Source organism: Pseudonocardia cypriaca, from assembly GCF_006717045.1.
In the GTDB taxonomy this organism is placed as follows: domain Bacteria; phylum Actinomycetota; class Actinomycetes; order Mycobacteriales; family Pseudonocardiaceae; genus Pseudonocardia; species Pseudonocardia cypriaca.
In genome coordinates this window covers 1042784-1059822 of sequence record NZ_VFPH01000003.1, presented here as the reverse complement: position 1 = coordinate 1059822, position 17039 = coordinate 1042784, and the positions used below count along the sequence as shown (strand labels likewise).

Genomic DNA, 17039 nt, shown 5'->3' with positions numbered 1-17039 from the left:
GCAGGGACGCCGGGCCGGTGAAGCGCGCCGCGACGCGCCTCACCGGCGGTGGTGTCCGGTCAGGTGCGCGCCGCGAGGGAGGTGCTCGGCGGCCCGCGGCCGGAGATGTCGTGCAGGGACGCACCGAGCCGGACCGGCACGTCGCGCGGCGCGACGACGAGGAGCCGGGTCACCGGCACGACCCGGAACGGGTGCAGCACCGCGACCGGTAGGAGAGCCCGTACGACGTGGGCGATCAGCCGCTCGCCGTGGCTGAGGAGAGCACCGAGGACGGCGGCCGCGAGCCCGTGCGCGACGAGCATCGCGAGCGAGGGAGTGGGACCGAGATGCGCCCCGTGTCCCGGTGTGGCGAACGCGAACGCGAAGTGCAGCACCACCTGGGTCGTGAGCAGCGCGGCGGCCGTGGCGGCGGGGCTTCGGGGCCGGCCGGCGAACCGCGCCGACACCCCCTCTGCGAGCGCGACGAGCAGCAGGAGCTGCGGGACGTCCGGCGGCTCCCCGCCTGCCGTCACGTGCGCGCCTGCGGTGAGGCCGACGGCCGAGACGGCGAACGCCACGGAGCGGGCCCGACGGGCACCGCTCGACGTGGACACGGGCGGGGAGTCTACGTCGCCTGTGTCCGGCCCTTCACCCGAACGAGGAGATCCGTGGCCACCGAGCTACGCCGGGGGCGGTGCGTACTGGCGCATCCGGGCCAGGAGGTCGTCGACGCTCAGGTCCGGGGGCAGCGGGGTGCCCGTCAACGTGCGCAGGTAGAGCCCGTCGCCGACGAGCTGGGCGAGCCAGGCGAGCACCGGGTCGTGCAGCTCGTCGAGCAGGGCGGCGAACCCGTCGGCGTCGACCCGCGCGAGCGCGTCCCGCACGGCCTGCCCGGCCGTCGTGCTGTCGGCCAGGCGGAGAACCGCGAGGTAGGTGCGGGTGAGGCCGCCGGGCGCCGCGCCGCCGGGGGCGGAGGTGCGGACGTAGTAGGCGACGGCGCCGTCGGGCGCGTTGCGGATCGCCTCGGCGTCGGCGGCGCTGCGGTCCCGTAGCCGGTCGAGCAGACCGGCGGCCAGGGCCTCCTTCGAGGCGAAGTGGTAGAGCAGCCCGCCCTTGGACACACCCGCGGCCGCTGCGACGGCGTCGAGCGTGACGGCCGCGCCGCCGTGCTCGATCAGCAGGGTCTCGTAGGCGTCCAGCACGCGGTCGCGGGCGCTCGGCACGCGGCGAGTCTAGGCGCGCCGGTGGCATTCACCACGTGGGGGAATCACCAGGCGATCTGTACCGTCTAGACGGTACAGACATCGATTCAGGAAGGGGTCCGTTGACCGTCACCGCCCATCGCCCAGCCCCGCCCGCGCGCGCCGGCCGCCGCGAGTGGGCCGCACTTGCCGTGCTGCTCCTGCCGACGCTGCTGGTCACGATCGACAACACCGTGCTCGGCTTCGCCCTGCCGGCGATCAGCGCCGCGCTCGCGCCGTCCGCGACGCAGCTGCTGTGGGTCGTGGACGTCTACCCGCTCGTGCTGGCCGGCCTGCTGGTGACGATGGGCACGCTCGGCGACCGGGTCGGCAGGCGTCGCACGCTGATGGTCGGCGTGGCGGGGTTCGGCGCGGTCTCGCTCGTCGCGGCGTTCGCGACGGACGCGACGCACCTGGTGGCGGCCAGGGCCCTGCTCGGGTTCTTCGGCGCCATGCTGATGCCCGCCACGCTCGCCCTGCTGCGCACGCTCTTCCTCGACCGCGCCCAGCGCCGGCTCGCGGTCGCGATCTGGGCGACCGGGTTCGCGGCCGGTTCCGCGCTCGGCCCGATCGTGGGCGGGCTGCTGCTGGAGCACTTCTGGTGGGGCTCTGTGTTCCTGGTGAACGTGCCGGTGATGCTGGTACTGCTCGTGCTCGCGCCGGTGCTGCTCCCGGAGTCGCGCATGCCGAATCCCGGCCGGCTCGACCCGCTCGGCGTGCTGCTCTCCCTGCTCGCGATGGCGCCCGCGGTGCTCGCGGTGAAGCTCGTCGCCCACGACGGCTTCACGCCGGTGGCCGCGCTCGCGCTGCTCGTCGCGGCCGGCTCCGGCGTGCTATTCGTGCGCCGCGCCGAGGCCCGGCGGGCCGCGGGTGAGGAGCCGCTGCTCGACGTCACCCTGTTCGCGTCGCCGGTGCTGCGGCTATCGGCGCTCGCCAACGCGACGACGATGTTCGCCCTCACCGGCCTGCTGTTCTTCTCAGCGCAGTACCTCGTGCTCGTGCAGGGCCTGACGCCGATGAGCGCCGGGCTCGTGCTGCTGCCCGGGTTCGTCGTGACGATGCTGGCCGGCCTGGCGGCATCCCAGCTCGGCAGGCGGTTCCCGCTGCGGGCGCTGGTGCCCACCGGGCTGTTGCTGGCGGCGTCCGGCTACCTGCTGTGCACGCTCCTGGGGACCGGCCCGTCGATGGCCGTGCTGCTGGCGGCGAGCGTGCTGGTCGGGGCCGGGATCGGCCTGTCGGAGACGATCACCAACGACGCCATCCTCTCCGCGGCTCCCCCGGACCGGGCGGGCGCGGCGTCGGCCGTGTCCGAGACCGCGTACGAGATCGGCGCCGTGCTCGGCACGGCCGTGCTCGGCAGCGTGCTGTCGGCGGTGTACCGGGCGGGCGTCGAGGTGCCGAGCAGCGTCGGACCGACCTATGCCGCCGCGGCGCACGAGACGCTCGGTGGGGCGGTCGGCGTGGTGCAGCGGCTGACGGGCACGCCGGCGGCCGAGCTGCTGTCCTCCGCCCGGGCTGCGTTCACCGACGCGGTCGGGGTGACGGCGTTGACCGGCGCAACCGTCTGCGTTCTCGTCGCTCTGACGGTGTTCACCGGGCTGGCGCGGAGGCGCTAGGCCCTTCGTAACCGGCGCGCGCCGCGGCCACCTCGTCCATGTGCTGCTCGGCCCACTCCTTGATGTGGGCGAGCAACGGCATGAGCGTGGCGCCGAGCGGGGTGAGCGCGTAGTCGACCCGCACCGGCACCGACGGGGTGACCGCGCGGCTGACGAGCCCGTCCCGCTCGAGCGAGCGCAGCGTCTGCGTGAGCATCTTCTGGCTGACGCCTGCGATGCGTCTGCTCAGGTCCGAGTACCGCTGCGGCCCCCCGGCCAGCGCCGACAGCACGAGCGTGACCCACTTGTCGCTGATGCGCTCCAGCAGCTGGCGGGTGGGACAGGACGCGATGTAGGCGTCGTAGCGCAGCGCGGCCTCGGCGCGGCGCTGGGCGGCGGTGCGGGTGGCCATCTCTCCTCCGCGTGCCGTACGCACTTCCAGGTGCCTTCTTCCCGTTGAAGAGTAACTCCCCGATCTTGGGATCGTGCGTGCACTGGTGGCCCGACGTCTCGACGGGCCGGATGCGATCGAGCTGATCGAGACGCCGGTTCCCCGGCCGGGGCCGGGGCAGGTCCGGATCGAGGTGGCCGCGGCCGCGGTGAACCCGGTCGACGTGGGAACGGCGAACGGCGCGCTCGTGCGGATCGGGCTCACGCCGCCGCGGGACCAGTTCGGGCTCGGCTGGGACGTGGCCGGAACGGTCGACGCGGTCGGCCTCGGTGTGGACCTGGCCGTGGGCACCTCGGTCGTCGGTCTGTCCGACCTGCTCGGCAGGCCGCTGAAGACGCACGCCGAGCAGGTCGTGCTCGACGCGGCGGCGGTCACCCCCGCCCCGCGTGGCCTCGACCCGGTTGAGGCGTCGACGATCCCGTTGAACGCGCTCACCGCCGACCAGGCCCTCGACGCGCTGGCACTCCCGGCCGGGGCCGCACTGCTCGTCACCGGAGCTGCCGGTGCGGTCGGCGGGTACGCCGTGCAGCTCGCCCGGCACCGCGGGCTGGACGTCGTGGCGACCGCCGCCGCTGCCGACGAGGCGCTCGTGCGCGGCCTGGGGGCGCGGCACTTCGTGCCCAGGGGCGCCGACCTGCCCACCGCCGTGCGCGAGCTGGTGCCCGGCGGGGTGGACGGGGCTCTCGACGCCGCGATCGTCGGGGTCGCCGCCCAGGAGGCCGTGCGCAACCGGGGAGCGTTCGCCCACCTCGTGGCCACCCCGGCGCCCCCGCACCTGCGCGGGATCCGGGTGCACACCGTGCTCGTCAGCGCGGACGGCGACCGGTTGCGGCGGCTCGTCGGGCTGGCCGGGGCCGGGATCATCGGGACGAGGGTGGCCGGCGTGCACGCGCTCGACGACGCCGCGGCCGCTTATCGGAAGGTGGCGGGCGGCGGGTTGCGCGGGCGCCTCGTGCTCACCCCCTGAAGGCCGCGATGACCTCGGCCATCCGCGCCACGGGGGCCGCGTCGCGCAGGTCGGGCAGCCGGACCGCCACCTCGGCCACGCCGATCTCCGCGAGCTCGCGGAACCGGCCGACCTGGTCGGTCACGGTGCCTGCGTGCACCTGCTCGGCGTACCGGCCCGCGTCGACGGTCCGTGGCCGGTGCGCCTCGACGAGTCGGTCCACCTCGGCGGGATCCCCGCCCACCAGAGCGGTGGTGAGGTGCGACAGCTCGACGGCACGTCCGGTGCGGGCGCAGTGCTCGCGGAGCACCTCGGCCTTGCGCGCGACGGCCGGCAGCTCGCCCAGCACGTTGGCGACGTCGGCGTAGCGGGCGGCGAGCGGCAGCGTGCGCCGCTCGCCCCCGCCGCCGAGCACGATCGGCACGTGCTCCTGCAGCGGCCGCGGGTAGCCGGACGTGTCGGGCAGGTCGAGCACCTGCCCGCGGAACGGCTTCCCGCCCGGTCCCCACAGCACCGGCAGCGCCGCGAGCGCGTCCTCGAGCAGGGCGTAGCGCTGCGCGAGCGGCGGGAAGCCGAACCCGTACGCCCGGTGCTCTGCCTCGAACCAGCCGAGCCCGATGCCGCAGATCGCGCGGCCGCCGGTGAGCACGTCGAGCGTGGCCACGATCTTGGCGAGGTGCCCGACGTTGCGGTGCGTCACGGCCGTGACGAGGGTGCCGAGCCGGACCCGCTCGGTGCAGGCGGCGAGCCAGGCGAGGGTGGTGAAGCTCTCGGGGAAGTCCTCCCACGCGCGACCGAGCTGCGGGATCTGCCGGAAGTGGTCCATGACGTAGATCGCGTCGAACCCGGCGGCCTCCGCCGCCACCGCGATCTCGCGCAGCCGGTGCCGCATCCCTGCTGCGCCGCCGCGGAACTCCCCGACGTGCAGCGCGAACCGGAGCCCGACGGGGACCTCCCGCTGGCGGTCGGCCGCAGCGGCCGACCCCACGAACGTCCGGGGAACGACGCGCACCGGCTCCGGCGCGAGCACCTCGTCGAACCCCTCGCCCGCGAGGGCCTCGTGCACGCCCGGCCACGCCTTCAGCTGCGCGGTCAGCACCGCGGCCGGCACTGGGCGGTCCCGCGCGCGGTTGCGGGCGCGGCACACCCCCGCCGGGGTGTCGAACGCGACGGCGACGCACGCCAGGTCGTGCTCACGCGCCAGGCGCAGCCAGCTTGCTCGGCGTCCGGCGTCGAGCCCGGTGGTGTCGACGACGGTGGTCAGCCGGCGTGCTACCCGCCGGGCGACGATCTCGTCGAGCAGGGCGAGCGCGTCGGCGCTCGCCGCGATGTCGTCCTCACCCGCCCCGACCAGGGCGCGCAGCCGGTCGCTCGAGACGACCGCGTCGGGTGGGAAGTTCTGCGCGGCCCACGTCGACTTGCCGGACGCGACCGGGCCCGCCAGCACGACGAGGCAGGGCGACGGCAACCGCACCCGTCAACCCCGCAACAGCCGCACCAGGTCGACGACCTGGCGGCCGAGCGGGCGCAGCACCGGTAGCCGGGAGAGCCGGACGAGCCGCGCGACGATCGGTGCGGTGCGGTCCACGAGCATGCGGGTGCGGGCGGCGCCGTCGGAGCGGTCGTGCACCCAGAACAGCACGACTCCCAGGTGCTGCAGCCACAGCAGCTCGGGCAGCTCGCGCGCCAGCTCGGGGTCGGGCTCGACCCGGGCGCCCGCGAGCACCTCCCGGTAGAGGTCCACAGCGGCCGCTCGTGCGGGGCCGGTCTCCGGGCTGAACGGCGACAGCGGGTTGTCGGGCTGGGCGGCCACCGCGAAGAAGCGGCCGGCGAACTCCCGGTACGGCTCGGCCACGGTGACCCAGGCGTGGAGCGTGGCGCCGAGCCGGTCGGCGAGGTCCGTGCGCTCGGCCAGCCCGGGGAGCGCGAGCGCGCGGTGCTCGGCGACGAGCTGGTCGTAGAAGCCCTGGACCAGCTCGTCCTTCGAGGAGAAGTAGTAGTAGGCGTTGCCGACCGACACGCCGGCCCGCTCGGCGACGGCACGCATCGTGGTGCCCTCGAAGCCGCGCTCGCGGAACAGGTCGAGCGCAGCCGTGACGATCGCCTCGCGGGTGCTCCCGCGAGCCGTCGTCACAGATGGCCCTGCTCGCCCGTCGGCTGGGTGTTGATCCCGCGGTCCGCGAGGCGCTCCTGGACGTGCTCGGAGATCTCGGCCGCGCGCCTGCGCTCGCGGACCCGGATGAGCACGAGCATCGAGATCCCGTAGGCGAGGCCGAGCGTCAACAGCACCACGCCGAGCTTGACGACGAAGGTCTGGAGCATGTTGTCGCCTGCGACGTCCGAGACCGAGATGATCGCCAGAACGCCGAGCGTGACCAGGTGGAACAGCACCGACAGCAGCAGGTTCACCGAGCGGGTGACCTTCTCGTCGTGGAACACCTCGAGTAGGAACGGCTGGCCCGCCCTGACGAGTAGGCGGCCCACCAGGAAGGTCAGCCCGACCGACACTGCTAGTAGTGCGACGTACTGGGTCATCTGGGCTTCCATCGGGCCTCCCGACCGTTGAACGTGTTCAACACACTACGCGTCCGAGGCGGCGCGGTCCACGGCTGCGGAGTGCTCACCCGTGTGGGCGCTCACAGTGGGGGTACCCACATCCGTGTGAACTACCCGTCGTCCCGATGGAGGGAGGCCGAAAGCGTAGGAAAGCGCTTTCGATTGTTCTGAATCGATTACCTGATCGGTCCTGTGAGTGAGCCGACAGCCGCTCATCGTGCAGGGAATAGGTGTTCGCAGGTACCGTCGACACCCATCCTTCTAGAGCACACCCACCCGAATCAGGGTCGGGTGTGCGCAAGCATTTTCAGGACCGGGGAAGCCGGCGAGGAGCGAGGACGATATGACTGCGATGACCGTGCCGGGGATCGACGGAGCGCCCACCGCGAACGCCGAGCTGCTGTCCTGGGTGCGGGAGGTCGCGGACCTGACCACGCCCGACCGGGTCGTCTGGTGCGACGGGTCCGACGAGGAGTGGGACCGCATGACGACGCAGCTCGTCGATGCGGGCACCTTCGTGAAGCTCGACGAGTCGAAGAAACCGAATTCGTTCTGGGCTGCCTCCGACCCCGACGACGTCGCACGTGTCGAGGAGCGCACCTACATCTGCAGCGAGGAGCGGGACGGCGCGGGGCCCACCAACAACTGGATGGACCCGGGCGAGATGAAGAGCACCATGACGGAGCTCTACCGCGGGTGCATGCGGGGCCGCACCATGTACGTCATCCCGTTCTGCATGGGCCCGACCGACGCGGAGATCCCCATGCTGGGGGTCGAGATCACCGACTCCGAGTACGTGGTCGTCTCGATGCGGATCATGACGCGGATGGGTGCGTCGGTGCTCCCGCTCTTCGCCGACCGGGGCGACTCGTTCGTGAAGGGCCTGCACTCCGTGGGCGCCCCGCTCGATCCCGGCCAGGAGGACGTGCCGTGGCCGTGCAACGACACGAAGTACATCAGCCACTTCCCGGAGACCCGTGAGATCTGGAGCTACGGCTCCGGCTACGGCGGCAACGCGTTGCTCGGCAAGAAGTGCTACGCGCTCCGGATCGCTTCCGCGATCGCTCATGACGAGGGCTGGCTCGCCGAGCACATGCTGATCCTCAAACTGATCTCGCCGGAGGAGAAGGCGTACTACGTGGCCGCGGCGTTCCCGTCGGCGTGCGGCAAGACGAACCTCGCGATGTTGCAGCCGACCGTGCCCGGCTGGCGCGCCGAGACCATCGGTGACGACATCGCGTGGATGCGATTCGGTGAGGACGGCCGGCTCTATGCGGTGAACCCCGAGTTCGGCTTCTTCGGTGTCGCACCGGGCACGAACTGGAAGACGAATCCGAATGCGATGCGCACGATCGAAAAGGGCAACTCGCTCTTCACGAACGTCGCTCTCACCGACGACGGAGATGTTTGGTGGGAGGGGCTCGAGGGCGACCCGCAGCACCTGAGGTCGTGGCTGGGCGAGGAGTGGACGCCGGACTCCGGCAAGCAGGCCGCCCACCCCAACTCCCGCTACACGACGCCGATCTCGCAGTGCCCGGTCGTGGCGCCGGAGTGGAACGACCCGAAGGGTGTTCCGATCTCGGCGATCCTGTTCGGCGGCCGCCGCAAGACCACCGTGCCGCTGATCACCGAGTCGCGTGACTGGCAGCACGGCACGTTCATGGGCGCCACCATGTCGAGCGAGATGACGGCCGCGGCCAAGGGCGGCAAGGGCCAGGTGCGGCGCGACCCGATGGCGATGCTGCCCTTCCTCGGCTACAACGTCGGCGACTACTTCCAGCACTGGCTGAACGTCGGCAAGGGGGCCGACGCGGGCAAGCTGCCGCGGATCTTCTACGTCAACTGGTTCCGCCGCGGCGAGGACGGCCGCTTCCTGTGGCCCGGCTTCGGCGAGAACTCGCGCGTGCTGAAGTGGGCCGTCGAGCGGATCGAGGGCACGGCGGCCGCCACCGAGACGGCCGTCGGCTACGTCCCCACCGCCGACGCGCTCGACCTCGACGGCCTCGACGTGCCCGTCGCCGACGTCGAGGCGGCCCTCGAGGTCGACCCCGAGGAGTGGAAGGCGGAGCTCCCGCTCATCGAGGAGTGGTTCGAGAAGGTCGGCGCGCGCCTGCCGACGTCGATGCGCGACGAGCTGGAGGCGCTGAAGCTCCGTCTCGGCGCGTAGCCGCACCGCTTCCGCGATCGGCCCGTTCGTCCGGAAACCCGTCGGACGGACGGGCCGTAGGTGCGCTGCCGCTCCTACGATGTGCCCCGTGAGTCGATTGCACCTGCTCCTGCTGGTGCCGTTCCTCGCGCTCGTGACGCCGTGGTTCAACTCGGTCGAGCCGCGCCTCGCCGGAGTGCCGTTCTTCTACTGGGTGCAGTTCGCCTGGATCCCCGTCACCATCGCGTGTCTGGCCGCGGTTCACCTCGGCACCCGGCGTTCGCCGGGCGGGCCACCGTGATGCAACCGACCGTTCATCGCGGCGTAACGACCGTTCGCCGGATGGCGCCGCATCGTCGGCGCGACTTAATCGTTTTTTCGGCCGCATCGACCGCTGATCCACTCGCCGCGCCCTGATCGGGTGGCCGGACGCCGCCGCGCACCGCCGTTCCGGCGCTCCGCAACCGCCGAACGCTGTCGTCCGTGGGCCACGAGTGCAACATTCGGGTCGCGCCCGCGATACGAGGGTGACCATCGCCCGGGGCGGTGGCAGCGGAGGTGACCACGTGCTCGAAGTCGGAACGGGGAACCAGAACAGCGAGGACGACGACCTCGCCGTCTTCGTAGACCGTCTCGCGGCGGCGGGAGCGGACCAGTCCACCACCGACGCGCAGACGCAGATCCACCAGGGCATCGCGGCGGGCCACCCGCCACCCGGTGTCCGCAGGCTCGCCGAGGCCCTCGCCGCCTCGGTCGCGGAGCTGCCCCCTCCGCCGCGCAGATCGGTCGAGGACACGGCGTCGCTGGTCTCGGCCGTCCGGGACAACACGCTGGTCGTCCTCGAGGACTTCGACGTGCCCGCCACCGCCCGCGCCGTCGCGGCGCTGCTCGCCGACGGGCGCCGGGTGGTCGTCACGGGCGCCGCGCCCGCCGAGCTCGCCGCGGTCCGGGCCGCCCTGCCGGCCGAGGCCGCCGACCGCGCCCTCCCCCACCTGCCCGCGCTCCCGCCCGCCGAGCTGCGTGAGCTGAGGCGCCTGCTCGCGACGTCGACGCCGGAGCGTCGAGCGCGCGGCGAACAGCTCCTCCCGCCCGAAGGGGAGCTCCCGGACACCGGCGAGGTGGCGCAGCTGTGTGCGCTCGCCGCCGGCTCGGAAGCCGCGGGCGACGGTGAATGGATGCTGCCCACCCTCCTCGCCGACCTCGACGAGGAGCGCCGCGCCGCCGTCACGTCCGTGGCCCAGTGCGTCGACCGGTCGCTGGCGGCCATGCCGTCGCGCGAGGAGCACGGTTGGGCGTGGGAGCTCCTGTCCGAGCTGATCTACGGGCGGCACCGGGCGGAGTTCGACCAGATGCTGGAGGACACGGCGGAGGTCGTTGCGGTGCTCGACCGCACCCGCTCCGCACCGCCGGTGCTGTTCGCGGAGGCTCCTCCTCCGGGCGCCGTCGAGGTGCTGCTCCGCTACCGCGAGTTCCTCGCATCGGGAGGCCGCTCGCGCTCGTACTTCAAGACGGCTGTGCAGCGTGACGTGCAGCCGGTGCTCGACGTCGTGCGGGTCGGCACGCAGGTGCCCGAGACCGAGGAGGACGTCGACCGGGTGCTCGAGTACCTCGAGCTCGTCGATCGCCAGGCGCGCGTCGACGCCGCGTGCACCGAGCTCGGCGTGCCCGTGCCGGCCGACGAGAACGAGCTGGCCGAGATCGGCGACGGGCTGGCGAAGGTGGCCACGGCGGCCCGCTCCGTGAGCGCGCTCCGCCACGACGTGCTGTTCCTCGGCACCGACTCGCCGCTGTCGGTACCCGACGTCGACGCCGCGCAGGAGATCGCGGCCGGAATCCTCGAGTTCTCCGTGCACGGCTCGGGTGTCGACGCCGCCCGGCGCCTCGACGCACTGGCCGACGCGCTCGCCGCGCTCAGCCCGGCCACCGCCACGGCACCCGAGCACGAGCTGGCCGTCGCCGCGTTGCGTGCGCGCGACTCCTCCGGCTACGCGGCCGCCGTCGAAGCGCTCGGCGCCGCGCGCCGGGAGCAGCGTGACGACCACCTGCGCGTTCTCCTGCTGCAGCGTCTCGAGGAGGGCGCCCCGCGCCTCGCGGCGGCCTGGGAGGCACTCGCCGACACCAGCCCCGCGGCGCTCGGGTTCGTGTCGTTCGTGCCGGTCGAACCGCTGCTCTCCACGCTCCCCCCGCCCGACAGCGCCGATGTCGTGCTCGTGCTGGGGGCGGGCGGGCTCGGCGTGGAGCGGCTGCTGCTCAGCGCCGTGGCACCCCGGATCGTCGCCGCCACCGGGCCGGGGGACGCCCGGGGCGACGGGCCCACCCTGCTGAGCGTGTTGCAGCGCGCGTCGGCCCTGGTGATCAGGGGCCGCCCGACCGGTGGCCGGGTCGTGCCGTTCAGCGGCGGTTCCGCCCGCGCGGCGGCGCCGATGGGGCAGGCGGGCGCCTAATACTCCAGCCGTAGTTCGTGATCTTCCCGGCGTGGCGGCCCGAGGTTGCGGACGGGTGGTGGTCGGGGTGACGGTGCGCAGCCCCTTCGATCTCGTGCGATATCTAGCAGCGCTAGGTGCACTCAGTCGATCCGCTGCTGCTCAGACCGCTCGAACTTCGGCGAGCCGCTTGGCTGCGAACTGGTCAGTCCCGCTGGGGTCCCAGCAGACGGCGGCTTCCCAGGCGGCCCGCGTTTGCGCGGCGATGTCGTACGCGTCGTCATCGAGACCGGCGGCGTTGTGCGGCAGCGCCAAGTCGAGGTCGGGGACGTCGACGTGCGACTCGTCCCAGTCGATCATCGCGACGCGATCTGCGGTCATGCGGATGTTGCCCGGGTTGGGGTCGCCGTGGACGACGCACCTCGTGCGACCGGTGAGTCGCGCCCACGCTGCTCGGCATCTGACGACACCCTCAGGCGGCATCGCGCCGAGGTCGACCCTCGTCCCGGTCTCGGCGTGCAGAAGGTCGGTCGACGATCGCCAGCCTGGGCGTTGGGCCCAGCCGTGCGTTGACCGATGCAGCTGGCCGAGTGTGTCAGCGACGCGACGCCAGTCGGCTTCGGTCTCGGGCGGTCCGCCCTCCACATGGGTCATCACCACCAGACCGTCGGCGAAGTGCCGGCCGTCCGTGGTCGGGATCGGCACCGGCACCGTCATCCCTTCCCGGTCGAGGTGTCGCAACAGGTCGGTCTCCCACGCCAGATCAGCGTCGCTGCGTTGGCCGAGACGACCGACCGCAACGTGCCCGTTGACGCGCACGCTCCACACCTCGTTGACGCCAACTCCGCCAGTGAGCGGCTCGACGCGGACGACGTCGTTACCCCACTGCTCGAGTGCCTCCCATCCCACCGGCCACATCTTCGCGGAGGGTCATGAAGCGCGCGACGAGATTAACGATCTACGGCTGGAGTACTAAGCGCTCACGCTGTCCAGCAGCGCGATCGGGTCGGTCCCGGTGGTGTCCCGTCGCCACACCCCGCGACCGGCAGGGCGTTCCAGCTGCCACCCGTCGGACCGGCGGAGCAGGCGCGCCACGGGCGTGGCCGACCAGGCGGGGCCGAGCTCCGGGTACGCGGGTGGCCTGCGCTCGAGGATGGTGATCGCATCGCCGTGGATCGTGTAGGCGACCTGGCGGTGGTCGCGCTCGCCTGCGGGGACTCGCGCGGAACACCAGTGCGACAGCCGCATGCGGATCTCCTCGGGCACGGCCATGTTCGAATGGTCCCCGTTCGGCGACGCTCCGTCGACCGCTATGAGGGGAATGCGCCGCGGGTTAGCGTCTATCCATGACAGACGCGGTCCCCGTGAGCCGGTTCGGCCACGTCGAGCTGGAGGACATGCCCGACGACCTGCGGGCACGGGTGGGTGCCATCGCCGAGAAATCGGGATTCGTGCCCAACGTGTTCCGCGCCCTCGCGCGCAGGCCCGCGGAGCTGCGCGCATTCCTCGACTACCACGACGCGCTGATGGACTCCGACGACGGGTTGAGCAAGGCCGAGCGGGAACTGGTGGTCGTCGCGACGTCGGGCGCGAACCACTGCACCTACTGCATCGTGGCCCACGGCGCGATCCTGCGCGTCCGCACGAAGGACCCGGAGATCGCCGACCGGGTGGCGAGCAACCCGTGGGCTGTGGAGCTGAGCAGGCGCGAGCGTGCGATCGTCGACCTGGCGCTGCTGATCGCCACCGACTCCGCTGCGCTCACCGAGGCGGAGCTCGACGACGCGCGGGCCGCCGGGCTGACCGACGAGGAGATATGGGACGTCGGCGCCATCACGGCGCTGTTCGCGATGTCCAACCGGCTCGCGCACCTCACGGCGCTGCGGCCGAATCCGGAGTTCTACCTGATGGGAAGGCTGCCCCGAACCTGAGATCCCGGCGCGCAACCACGCGTACACGTGGCTGTGACCGAGAACGGAGACGATCGCATGATGGCGAACCTGTTCGGGAAGCGGGCGGCGATCGTCTCCTACCGCCTGGGTACGGCCGACGGCGTGTCGGTCACGGCGGACCAGTGGGCCGGCGCGCTGCAACGTCTCGGCATGCGGGTGCGCACGGTCGCGGGCGACGGTGAGCCGGACGTGATCGTGCCCGGCCTCGCCCTCGACGCGGCGCGCCCGCCGTCGCAGCACGCGCTCGCCGCCGCGCTGGACGACGCCGACGTCGTGGTCGCCGACAACATCTGCTCGCTGCCGATGAACATCGAGGCAGGCGAGGCGGTGGCGGAGTACCTGCGCGGACGCCCCGCCGTGCTGCGCCACCACGACCTGCCATGGGAACGGGAGCGGTACGCCGACGTCACCGCGTGGCCGCCGGACGACCCCGCATGGCGCCACGTCACCGTCAACGAGCTCGCCCGCTCAGAGCTCGCCGCCCGTCGCGGGATCGTGGCCACCACGATCTACCACGGCTTCTCCGAGGAGCGCCGCGCGGAGGCGCGGGACCCGGTGCGAGCCGCCCTCGGCATCGGCTCCGAGCTGCTGATCCTCCAGCCGACGCGGGCGATCCCCCGCAAGAACGTCGACGTCGGCCTGAGCATCGCCGAGACGCTCGGGGCCACGTTCTGGCTCACCGGTCCCGTCGAGGACGGCTACGCGTACGAGCTGGACCGGCTGCTGGAGCGCGCCCGGGTGCCGGTGCGGCGCAGGCTCCCCGACGGGGTGGACGTGGCGGCCGCCTACGCCGCGTGCGATGCGGTGGTGCTGCCGTCGTCGTGGGAGGGATTCGGGCTCCCGCTGATCGAGTCGGCACTGCACCGCAAGCCCATCGTCGTGGGCGACTTCCCGGTGGCGGCCGAGCTACGGGCGTTCGGCTTCCGCTGGTTCCCGGTCGACGACCCGGCGGAGCTCGAGGCGTGGCTGGCCCGTCCGGACCCCGTCCTGCTCGACCACAACGAGAAGATCGCAGAGGAGCACTTCGGCATCGAGGCACTGGCCCGCCGCCTCGACCGGCTGCTGACCGGCGTGCAGGTGTGCCACCATTCGGCGACCGGCGAGGACGGAGGCCCCGGATGCGACTGCTTGACCGCGTGATCGCCAGAGTGCTGCGTGGTCCGGTCGAGGCCCTGGTGGCCCAAAAGGTGGCAGAGCAGGTGGCGGAGCTGAAGCTCGACGCCCTCTACTCCTACCGCTGGCACGGTGACCGCTCCCGGCTCCACATCCCGGACACCGCCGTGGTCAACAACGCCCTGTTCAACATGTCCGGCGGCACGATCACGCTCGGCGAGTACGCCTTCTTCGGCCACGACGTCGCCGTGCTCACCGGCACCCACGACATCGAGCTGTTCGGGCGCGACCGCCAGCTCGGGTTCCCCCGTTCCGGTCGCGACGTGGTGATCGGCGACGGCGTGTGGCTGGCGAGCCATGTGCTCGTGCTCGGCCCGGTCACGATCGGCGAGCACGCTGTCGTCGCGGCGGGCTCGCTCGTGCGGGAGGACGTCGAGCCGTACACGGTGGTGGCCGGGCGGCCGGCCAAGGTGATCAAGACGATCGCGCGTACCGCGTGAGGCTGGAGATCGGCGCCGGGGAGCGGCCACACCCCGACTACGACCTGCACGTCGACGTGCTCGCGCTGCCCGGGATCGCGGTGCGCTGCGCGGTCGACCGGCTGCCGTTCACCACGGGGTCCCTGGACGCGCTGCGCGCCAACCACGTGCTCGAGCACCAGAGCTACGAGCTCGTGACGGAGACGCTGCGCGAGTGGGCCCGCGTGCTGCGTCCCGGGGCCCCGGTCGACATCGGCGTGCCCGACGCGCGGTTCGTGGCCGGCCAGTGGGTGCGCGACGAGATCGACACCGCCGAGGCCAACCACTGGATCCTCGGCGGCCATTCGGACCGGGCGGCGCACAAGGGAACCGACGAGCGCGGCGTGCCGCTGTGGATCTGGAACGCCCACCACACGCTGTTCGACGCCGAGTTCCTGCGCGCCGCGGTGGCCGAGCACTTCGTGGTGGAGGAGCTGTTCACCTACGACGTGCGGAACCTCCGCGTCTACGCCCGCAAACCCTGATCACGGCCGCCGGCTACCCCTTCGGCCGCAGCCGCAGCTCCTGCATCCCGCCGTCCACGGCGAGCACGATGCCGGTGGTCGACGTCGAGTGCGGGCTGGCCAGGTAGGCCACCGCGCCCGCCACCTCCTCGGCCGACACGAGCCGCCCGTGCGGCTGGCGCGCCTCGAGCGCGGCGCGCTCCGCGGCCGGGTCGTCGGCGCGCTCCAGCAGCCGCCCGACCCACGGGGTGTCGGCCGTGCCCGGTGCGACGGCGCAGACCCGGATGCCCTCGGCGAGGTGGTCGGCCGCCATCGCCCTGGTGAGGGCGTGCACGGCGCCCTTGCTCGCGCTGTAGACGGCCCGCTGCGGGATGCCCGCCGTGGCGGCGATCGAGCCGGTGTTGACGATCGCCGCGGACGGCGACTTCCGCAGGGCCGGGAGGGCCGCGCGGGTGACGCGGACCATCCCGAGCAGGTTGACGTCCAGCACCCGGTGCCACTCGTCGTCGGGGTTGTCGGCGACGGTGCCCTGCGCCCCGATACCCGCGTTGTTCACGAGCACGTCGAGGCGGTCCCACTCCTGCAGCACGCGGTCGACCGCGGCGCGCACCGAGGCGTCGTCGGTGACGTCGGCCTGCACGGCGAGCGCGCCTTCGGGCGGGTTGCTCACGTCCCGGTCGAGCACGGCGACGCGGGCGCCGTCGGCCATGAGGCGCAGCGCGATCGCCGCCCCGATCCCCGACGCCCCTCCGGTGACGGCCGCGACGAGACCGTCGAACTCCCCTGCCATCAGCGGCCCTCCACCATGGTGTGGCGCTGGCGACCGAGCCCCTCGATCTCGATCTCGACCACGTCGCCTGCCTTCAGGAACGGGAAGCGCCCGGACAGGGCGACGCCCTGCGGGGTGCCCGTGATCACCAGGTCGCCCGGTTCGAGCGTCATGAACTGGGAGAGGTGCCAGACGAGGAACCCGACGTCGAAGATCATGTCCTTGGTGGTGGAGTCCTGGCGCGGCTCGCCGTTCACCCAGCTGCGCAGGCGCAGGTTGCCGTGGTCCACCTCGTCCGGCGTGACCAGCCACGGCCCGGTCGGGCAGAAACCGGGCGCGCACTTGCCCTTGCTCCACTGGCCGCCCGAGACCTCGATCTGGGCGTAGCGCTCCGACAGGTCGTCGGCCACGACGAAGCCGGCCACGTGGGCGAGGCTCTGCTCGGGGGACTCGAGGTACGCCGCGGTGCTGCCGATCACGAGGCCGAGCTCGACCTCCCAGTCGACCTTGGCGTGCTCGCTGCGCGGCATGGCGACGTCGTCGTTCGGGCCGCCGACGGTGTTCGGCGTCTTGAAGAAGACCACCGGGTGCTCCGGCGGCGCCGCCCCGGACTCGGCGGCGTGCGCCGCGTAGTTCATCCCGATGCAGATCACCGCGCCCGGGCGGGCGATCGGCGACCCGGTGCGCAGGTCCGCCGCGCCCTCCAGCACGGGGAGCGATCCCGCCTCGGCGGCCGCGCGCACCTCGGCCACGCCATCCCTGGCGAAGAAGCCGCCGTCGATGTCGCGGGCGAGCCCGCGCAGGTCGTAGGTGCCGGTGTCGGTGACGAGTGCCGGGATCTCGGCTCCGGCTGGTCCGAGGCGAGCGAGCTTCATCGCGGCTCCTG

The 17039-nt window shown here is 72.7% G+C and carries 19 protein-coding genes; 9 read left to right on the top strand and 10 right to left on the bottom strand.

Annotation, left to right across the window (positions count from 1 at the left end):
• Positions 1 to 59: 59 nt before the first annotated feature.
• Positions 60 to 593, bottom strand: coding sequence for a hypothetical protein (locus tag FB388_RS36560; protein WP_142107232.1), 534 nt, complete (start codon positions 591 to 593; stop codon positions 60 to 62).
• Between the two features lie 66 nt (positions 594 to 659).
• A complete protein-coding gene (locus FB388_RS40995) occupies positions 660 to 1202 on the bottom strand; it encodes a TetR/AcrR family transcriptional regulator (RefSeq protein WP_142107231.1) in 543 nt (180 codons plus the stop codon).
• A 101-nt stretch (positions 1203 to 1303) separates the two neighbouring features.
• Between FB388_RS40995 and FB388_RS36550 the strand changes: the two genes are divergently transcribed.
• Positions 1304 to 2836 (top strand): MFS transporter, encoded by a 1533-nt coding sequence (locus FB388_RS36550; protein ID WP_211362443.1) that lies wholly within the window; start codon positions 1304 to 1306, stop codon positions 2834 to 2836.
• Here the strand turns inward: FB388_RS36550 and FB388_RS36545 are convergent.
• Positions 2811 to 3227 (bottom strand): winged helix-turn-helix transcriptional regulator, encoded by a 417-nt coding sequence (locus tag FB388_RS36545; protein ID WP_142107229.1) that lies wholly within the window; start codon positions 3225 to 3227, stop codon positions 2811 to 2813. The genes FB388_RS36550 and FB388_RS36545 overlap by 26 nt on opposite strands.
• 73 nt (positions 3228 to 3300) lie before the next feature.
• On the opposite strand from FB388_RS36545, the gene FB388_RS36540 reads away from it, so the two are divergent.
• Positions 3301 to 4233: an NADP-dependent oxidoreductase gene (locus tag FB388_RS36540; protein WP_142107228.1), complete on the top strand. Its 933-nt coding sequence runs from the start codon at positions 3301 to 3303 to the stop codon at positions 4231 to 4233.
• On the opposite strand, the gene FB388_RS36535 is transcribed toward FB388_RS36540, so the two are convergent.
• The 3 genes from FB388_RS36535 to FB388_RS36525 are packed head-to-tail and all read right to left on the bottom strand — an operon-like array spanning position 4223 to position 6759.
• On the bottom strand, positions 4223 to 5686 hold the full coding sequence (locus FB388_RS36535; RefSeq protein ID WP_142107227.1) for an LLM class flavin-dependent oxidoreductase: 1464 nt from the start codon (positions 5684 to 5686) through the stop codon (positions 4223 to 4225). The two genes, FB388_RS36540 and FB388_RS36535, sit on opposite strands and share 11 nt — an antisense overlap.
• Before the next feature lie 3 nt (positions 5687 to 5689).
• On the bottom strand, positions 5690 to 6346 hold the full coding sequence (locus FB388_RS36530; protein ID WP_142107226.1) for a TetR/AcrR family transcriptional regulator: 657 nt from the start codon (positions 6344 to 6346) through the stop codon (positions 5690 to 5692).
• Complete coding sequence (locus FB388_RS36525) at positions 6343 to 6759, bottom strand: hypothetical protein (protein ID WP_142107225.1); 417 nt, start codon at positions 6757 to 6759, stop codon at positions 6343 to 6345. Before FB388_RS36525 ends, FB388_RS36530 begins: the two co-directional genes overlap by 4 nt.
• Positions 6760 to 7111: 352 nt before the next feature.
• Here FB388_RS36525 and FB388_RS36520 point away from each other — a divergent pair, with 352 nt between their 5' ends.
• From FB388_RS36520 to FB388_RS36510, 3 genes are all read left to right on the top strand, one after another.
• Positions 7112 to 8935 carry a phosphoenolpyruvate carboxykinase (GTP) gene (locus FB388_RS36520; protein ID WP_142107224.1) on the top strand — a complete coding sequence of 608 codons (1824 nt, stop codon included), beginning with the start codon at positions 7112 to 7114 and terminating at the stop codon, positions 8933 to 8935.
• A gap of 88 nt (positions 8936 to 9023) precedes the next feature.
• A complete protein-coding gene (locus FB388_RS36515; RefSeq protein WP_246122735.1) occupies positions 9024 to 9215 on the top strand; it encodes a DUF3311 domain-containing protein in 192 nt (63 codons plus the stop codon).
• A 265-nt stretch (positions 9216 to 9480) separates the two neighbouring features.
• The gene (locus FB388_RS36510; protein WP_142107222.1) at positions 9481 to 11358 is read left to right on the top strand and encodes a hypothetical protein; all 1878 of its coding nucleotides are present in this window, start codon (positions 9481 to 9483) and stop codon (positions 11356 to 11358) included.
• Positions 11359 to 11499: 141 nt separating this feature from the next.
• Here the strand turns inward: FB388_RS36510 and FB388_RS36505 are convergent, their stop codons facing one another.
• Together FB388_RS36505 and FB388_RS36500 are read right to left on the bottom strand one after the other, a co-directional pair.
• A complete protein-coding gene (locus tag FB388_RS36505) occupies positions 11500 to 12255 on the bottom strand; it encodes a phosphotransferase enzyme family protein (RefSeq protein WP_211362442.1) in 756 nt (251 codons plus the stop codon).
• A 54-nt stretch (positions 12256 to 12309) separates the two neighbouring features.
• Positions 12310 to 12609, bottom strand: coding sequence for a DUF3024 domain-containing protein (locus FB388_RS36500; protein ID WP_142107220.1), 300 nt, complete (start codon positions 12607 to 12609; stop codon positions 12310 to 12312).
• A 74-nt stretch (positions 12610 to 12683) separates the two neighbouring features.
• Here FB388_RS36500 and FB388_RS36495 point away from each other — a divergent pair, with 74 nt between their 5' ends.
• From FB388_RS36495 to FB388_RS36480, 4 genes are read left to right on the top strand one after another with little or no spacing between them, the layout of a single operon-like run.
• The gene (locus FB388_RS36495; RefSeq protein WP_142107219.1) at positions 12684 to 13268 is read left to right on the top strand and encodes a peroxidase-related enzyme; all 585 of its coding nucleotides are present in this window, start codon (positions 12684 to 12686) and stop codon (positions 13266 to 13268) included.
• A 60-nt stretch (positions 13269 to 13328) separates the two neighbouring features.
• Entirely contained in the window at positions 13329 to 14429 is a 1101-nt protein-coding gene (locus tag FB388_RS36490; RefSeq protein ID WP_170225998.1) for a glycosyltransferase, read from the top strand.
• The gene (locus FB388_RS36485) at positions 14408 to 14902 is read left to right on the top strand and encodes an acyltransferase (RefSeq protein ID WP_142107217.1); all 495 of its coding nucleotides are present in this window, start codon (positions 14408 to 14410) and stop codon (positions 14900 to 14902) included. Before FB388_RS36490 ends, FB388_RS36485 begins: the two co-directional genes overlap by 22 nt.
• Positions 14899 to 15405 (top strand): class I SAM-dependent methyltransferase, encoded by a 507-nt coding sequence (locus FB388_RS36480; RefSeq protein ID WP_170225997.1) that lies wholly within the window; start codon positions 14899 to 14901, stop codon positions 15403 to 15405. Before FB388_RS36485 ends, FB388_RS36480 begins: the two co-directional genes overlap by 4 nt.
• A gap of 13 nt (positions 15406 to 15418) precedes the next feature.
• On the opposite strand, the gene FB388_RS36475 is transcribed toward FB388_RS36480, so the two are convergent.
• Positions 15419 to 16174 carry an SDR family NAD(P)-dependent oxidoreductase gene (locus FB388_RS36475; RefSeq protein WP_142107215.1) on the bottom strand — a complete coding sequence of 252 codons (756 nt, stop codon included), beginning with the start codon at positions 16172 to 16174 and terminating at the stop codon, positions 15419 to 15421.
• A complete protein-coding gene (locus FB388_RS36470) occupies positions 16174 to 17028 on the bottom strand; it encodes a fumarylacetoacetate hydrolase family protein (RefSeq protein WP_142107214.1) in 855 nt (284 codons plus the stop codon). The genes FB388_RS36475 and FB388_RS36470 overlap by 1 nt, the downstream gene beginning before the upstream one ends.
• Positions 17029 to 17039: the final 11 nt, after the last annotated feature.

What these genes read in the sequence shown, in the direction of transcription:
- FB388_RS36545 (WP_142107229.1), bottom strand. Translation starts at nt 3,227, where the DNA reads ATGGCCACCCGCACCGCCGCCCAGCGCCGCGCCGAGGCCGCGCTGCGC.
- FB388_RS36525 (WP_142107225.1), bottom strand. Translation starts at nt 6,759, where the DNA reads ATGGAAGCCCAGATGACCCAGTACGTCGCACTACTAGCAGTGTCGGTC.
- FB388_RS36520 (WP_142107224.1), top strand. Translation starts at nt 7,112, where the DNA reads ATGACTGCGATGACCGTGCCGGGGATCGACGGAGCGCCCACCGCGAAC.
- FB388_RS36505 (WP_211362442.1), bottom strand. Translation starts at nt 12,255, where the DNA reads ATGTGGCCGGTGGGATGGGAGGCACTCGAGCAGTGGGGTAACGACGTC.
- FB388_RS36500 (WP_142107220.1), bottom strand. Translation starts at nt 12,609, where the DNA reads ATGGCCGTGCCCGAGGAGATCCGCATGCGGCTGTCGCACTGGTGTTCC.
- FB388_RS36495 (WP_142107219.1), top strand. Translation starts at nt 12,684, where the DNA reads ATGACAGACGCGGTCCCCGTGAGCCGGTTCGGCCACGTCGAGCTGGAG.
- FB388_RS36490 (WP_170225998.1), top strand. Translation starts at nt 13,329, where the DNA reads ATGGCGAACCTGTTCGGGAAGCGGGCGGCGATCGTCTCCTACCGCCTG.
- FB388_RS36485 (WP_142107217.1), top strand. Translation starts at nt 14,408, where the DNA reads ATGCGACTGCTTGACCGCGTGATCGCCAGAGTGCTGCGTGGTCCGGTC.
- FB388_RS36475 (WP_142107215.1), bottom strand. Translation starts at nt 16,174, where the DNA reads ATGGCAGGGGAGTTCGACGGTCTCGTCGCGGCCGTCACCGGAGGGGCG.
- FB388_RS36470 (WP_142107214.1), bottom strand. Translation starts at nt 17,028, where the DNA reads ATGAAGCTCGCTCGCCTCGGACCAGCCGGAGCCGAGATCCCGGCACTC.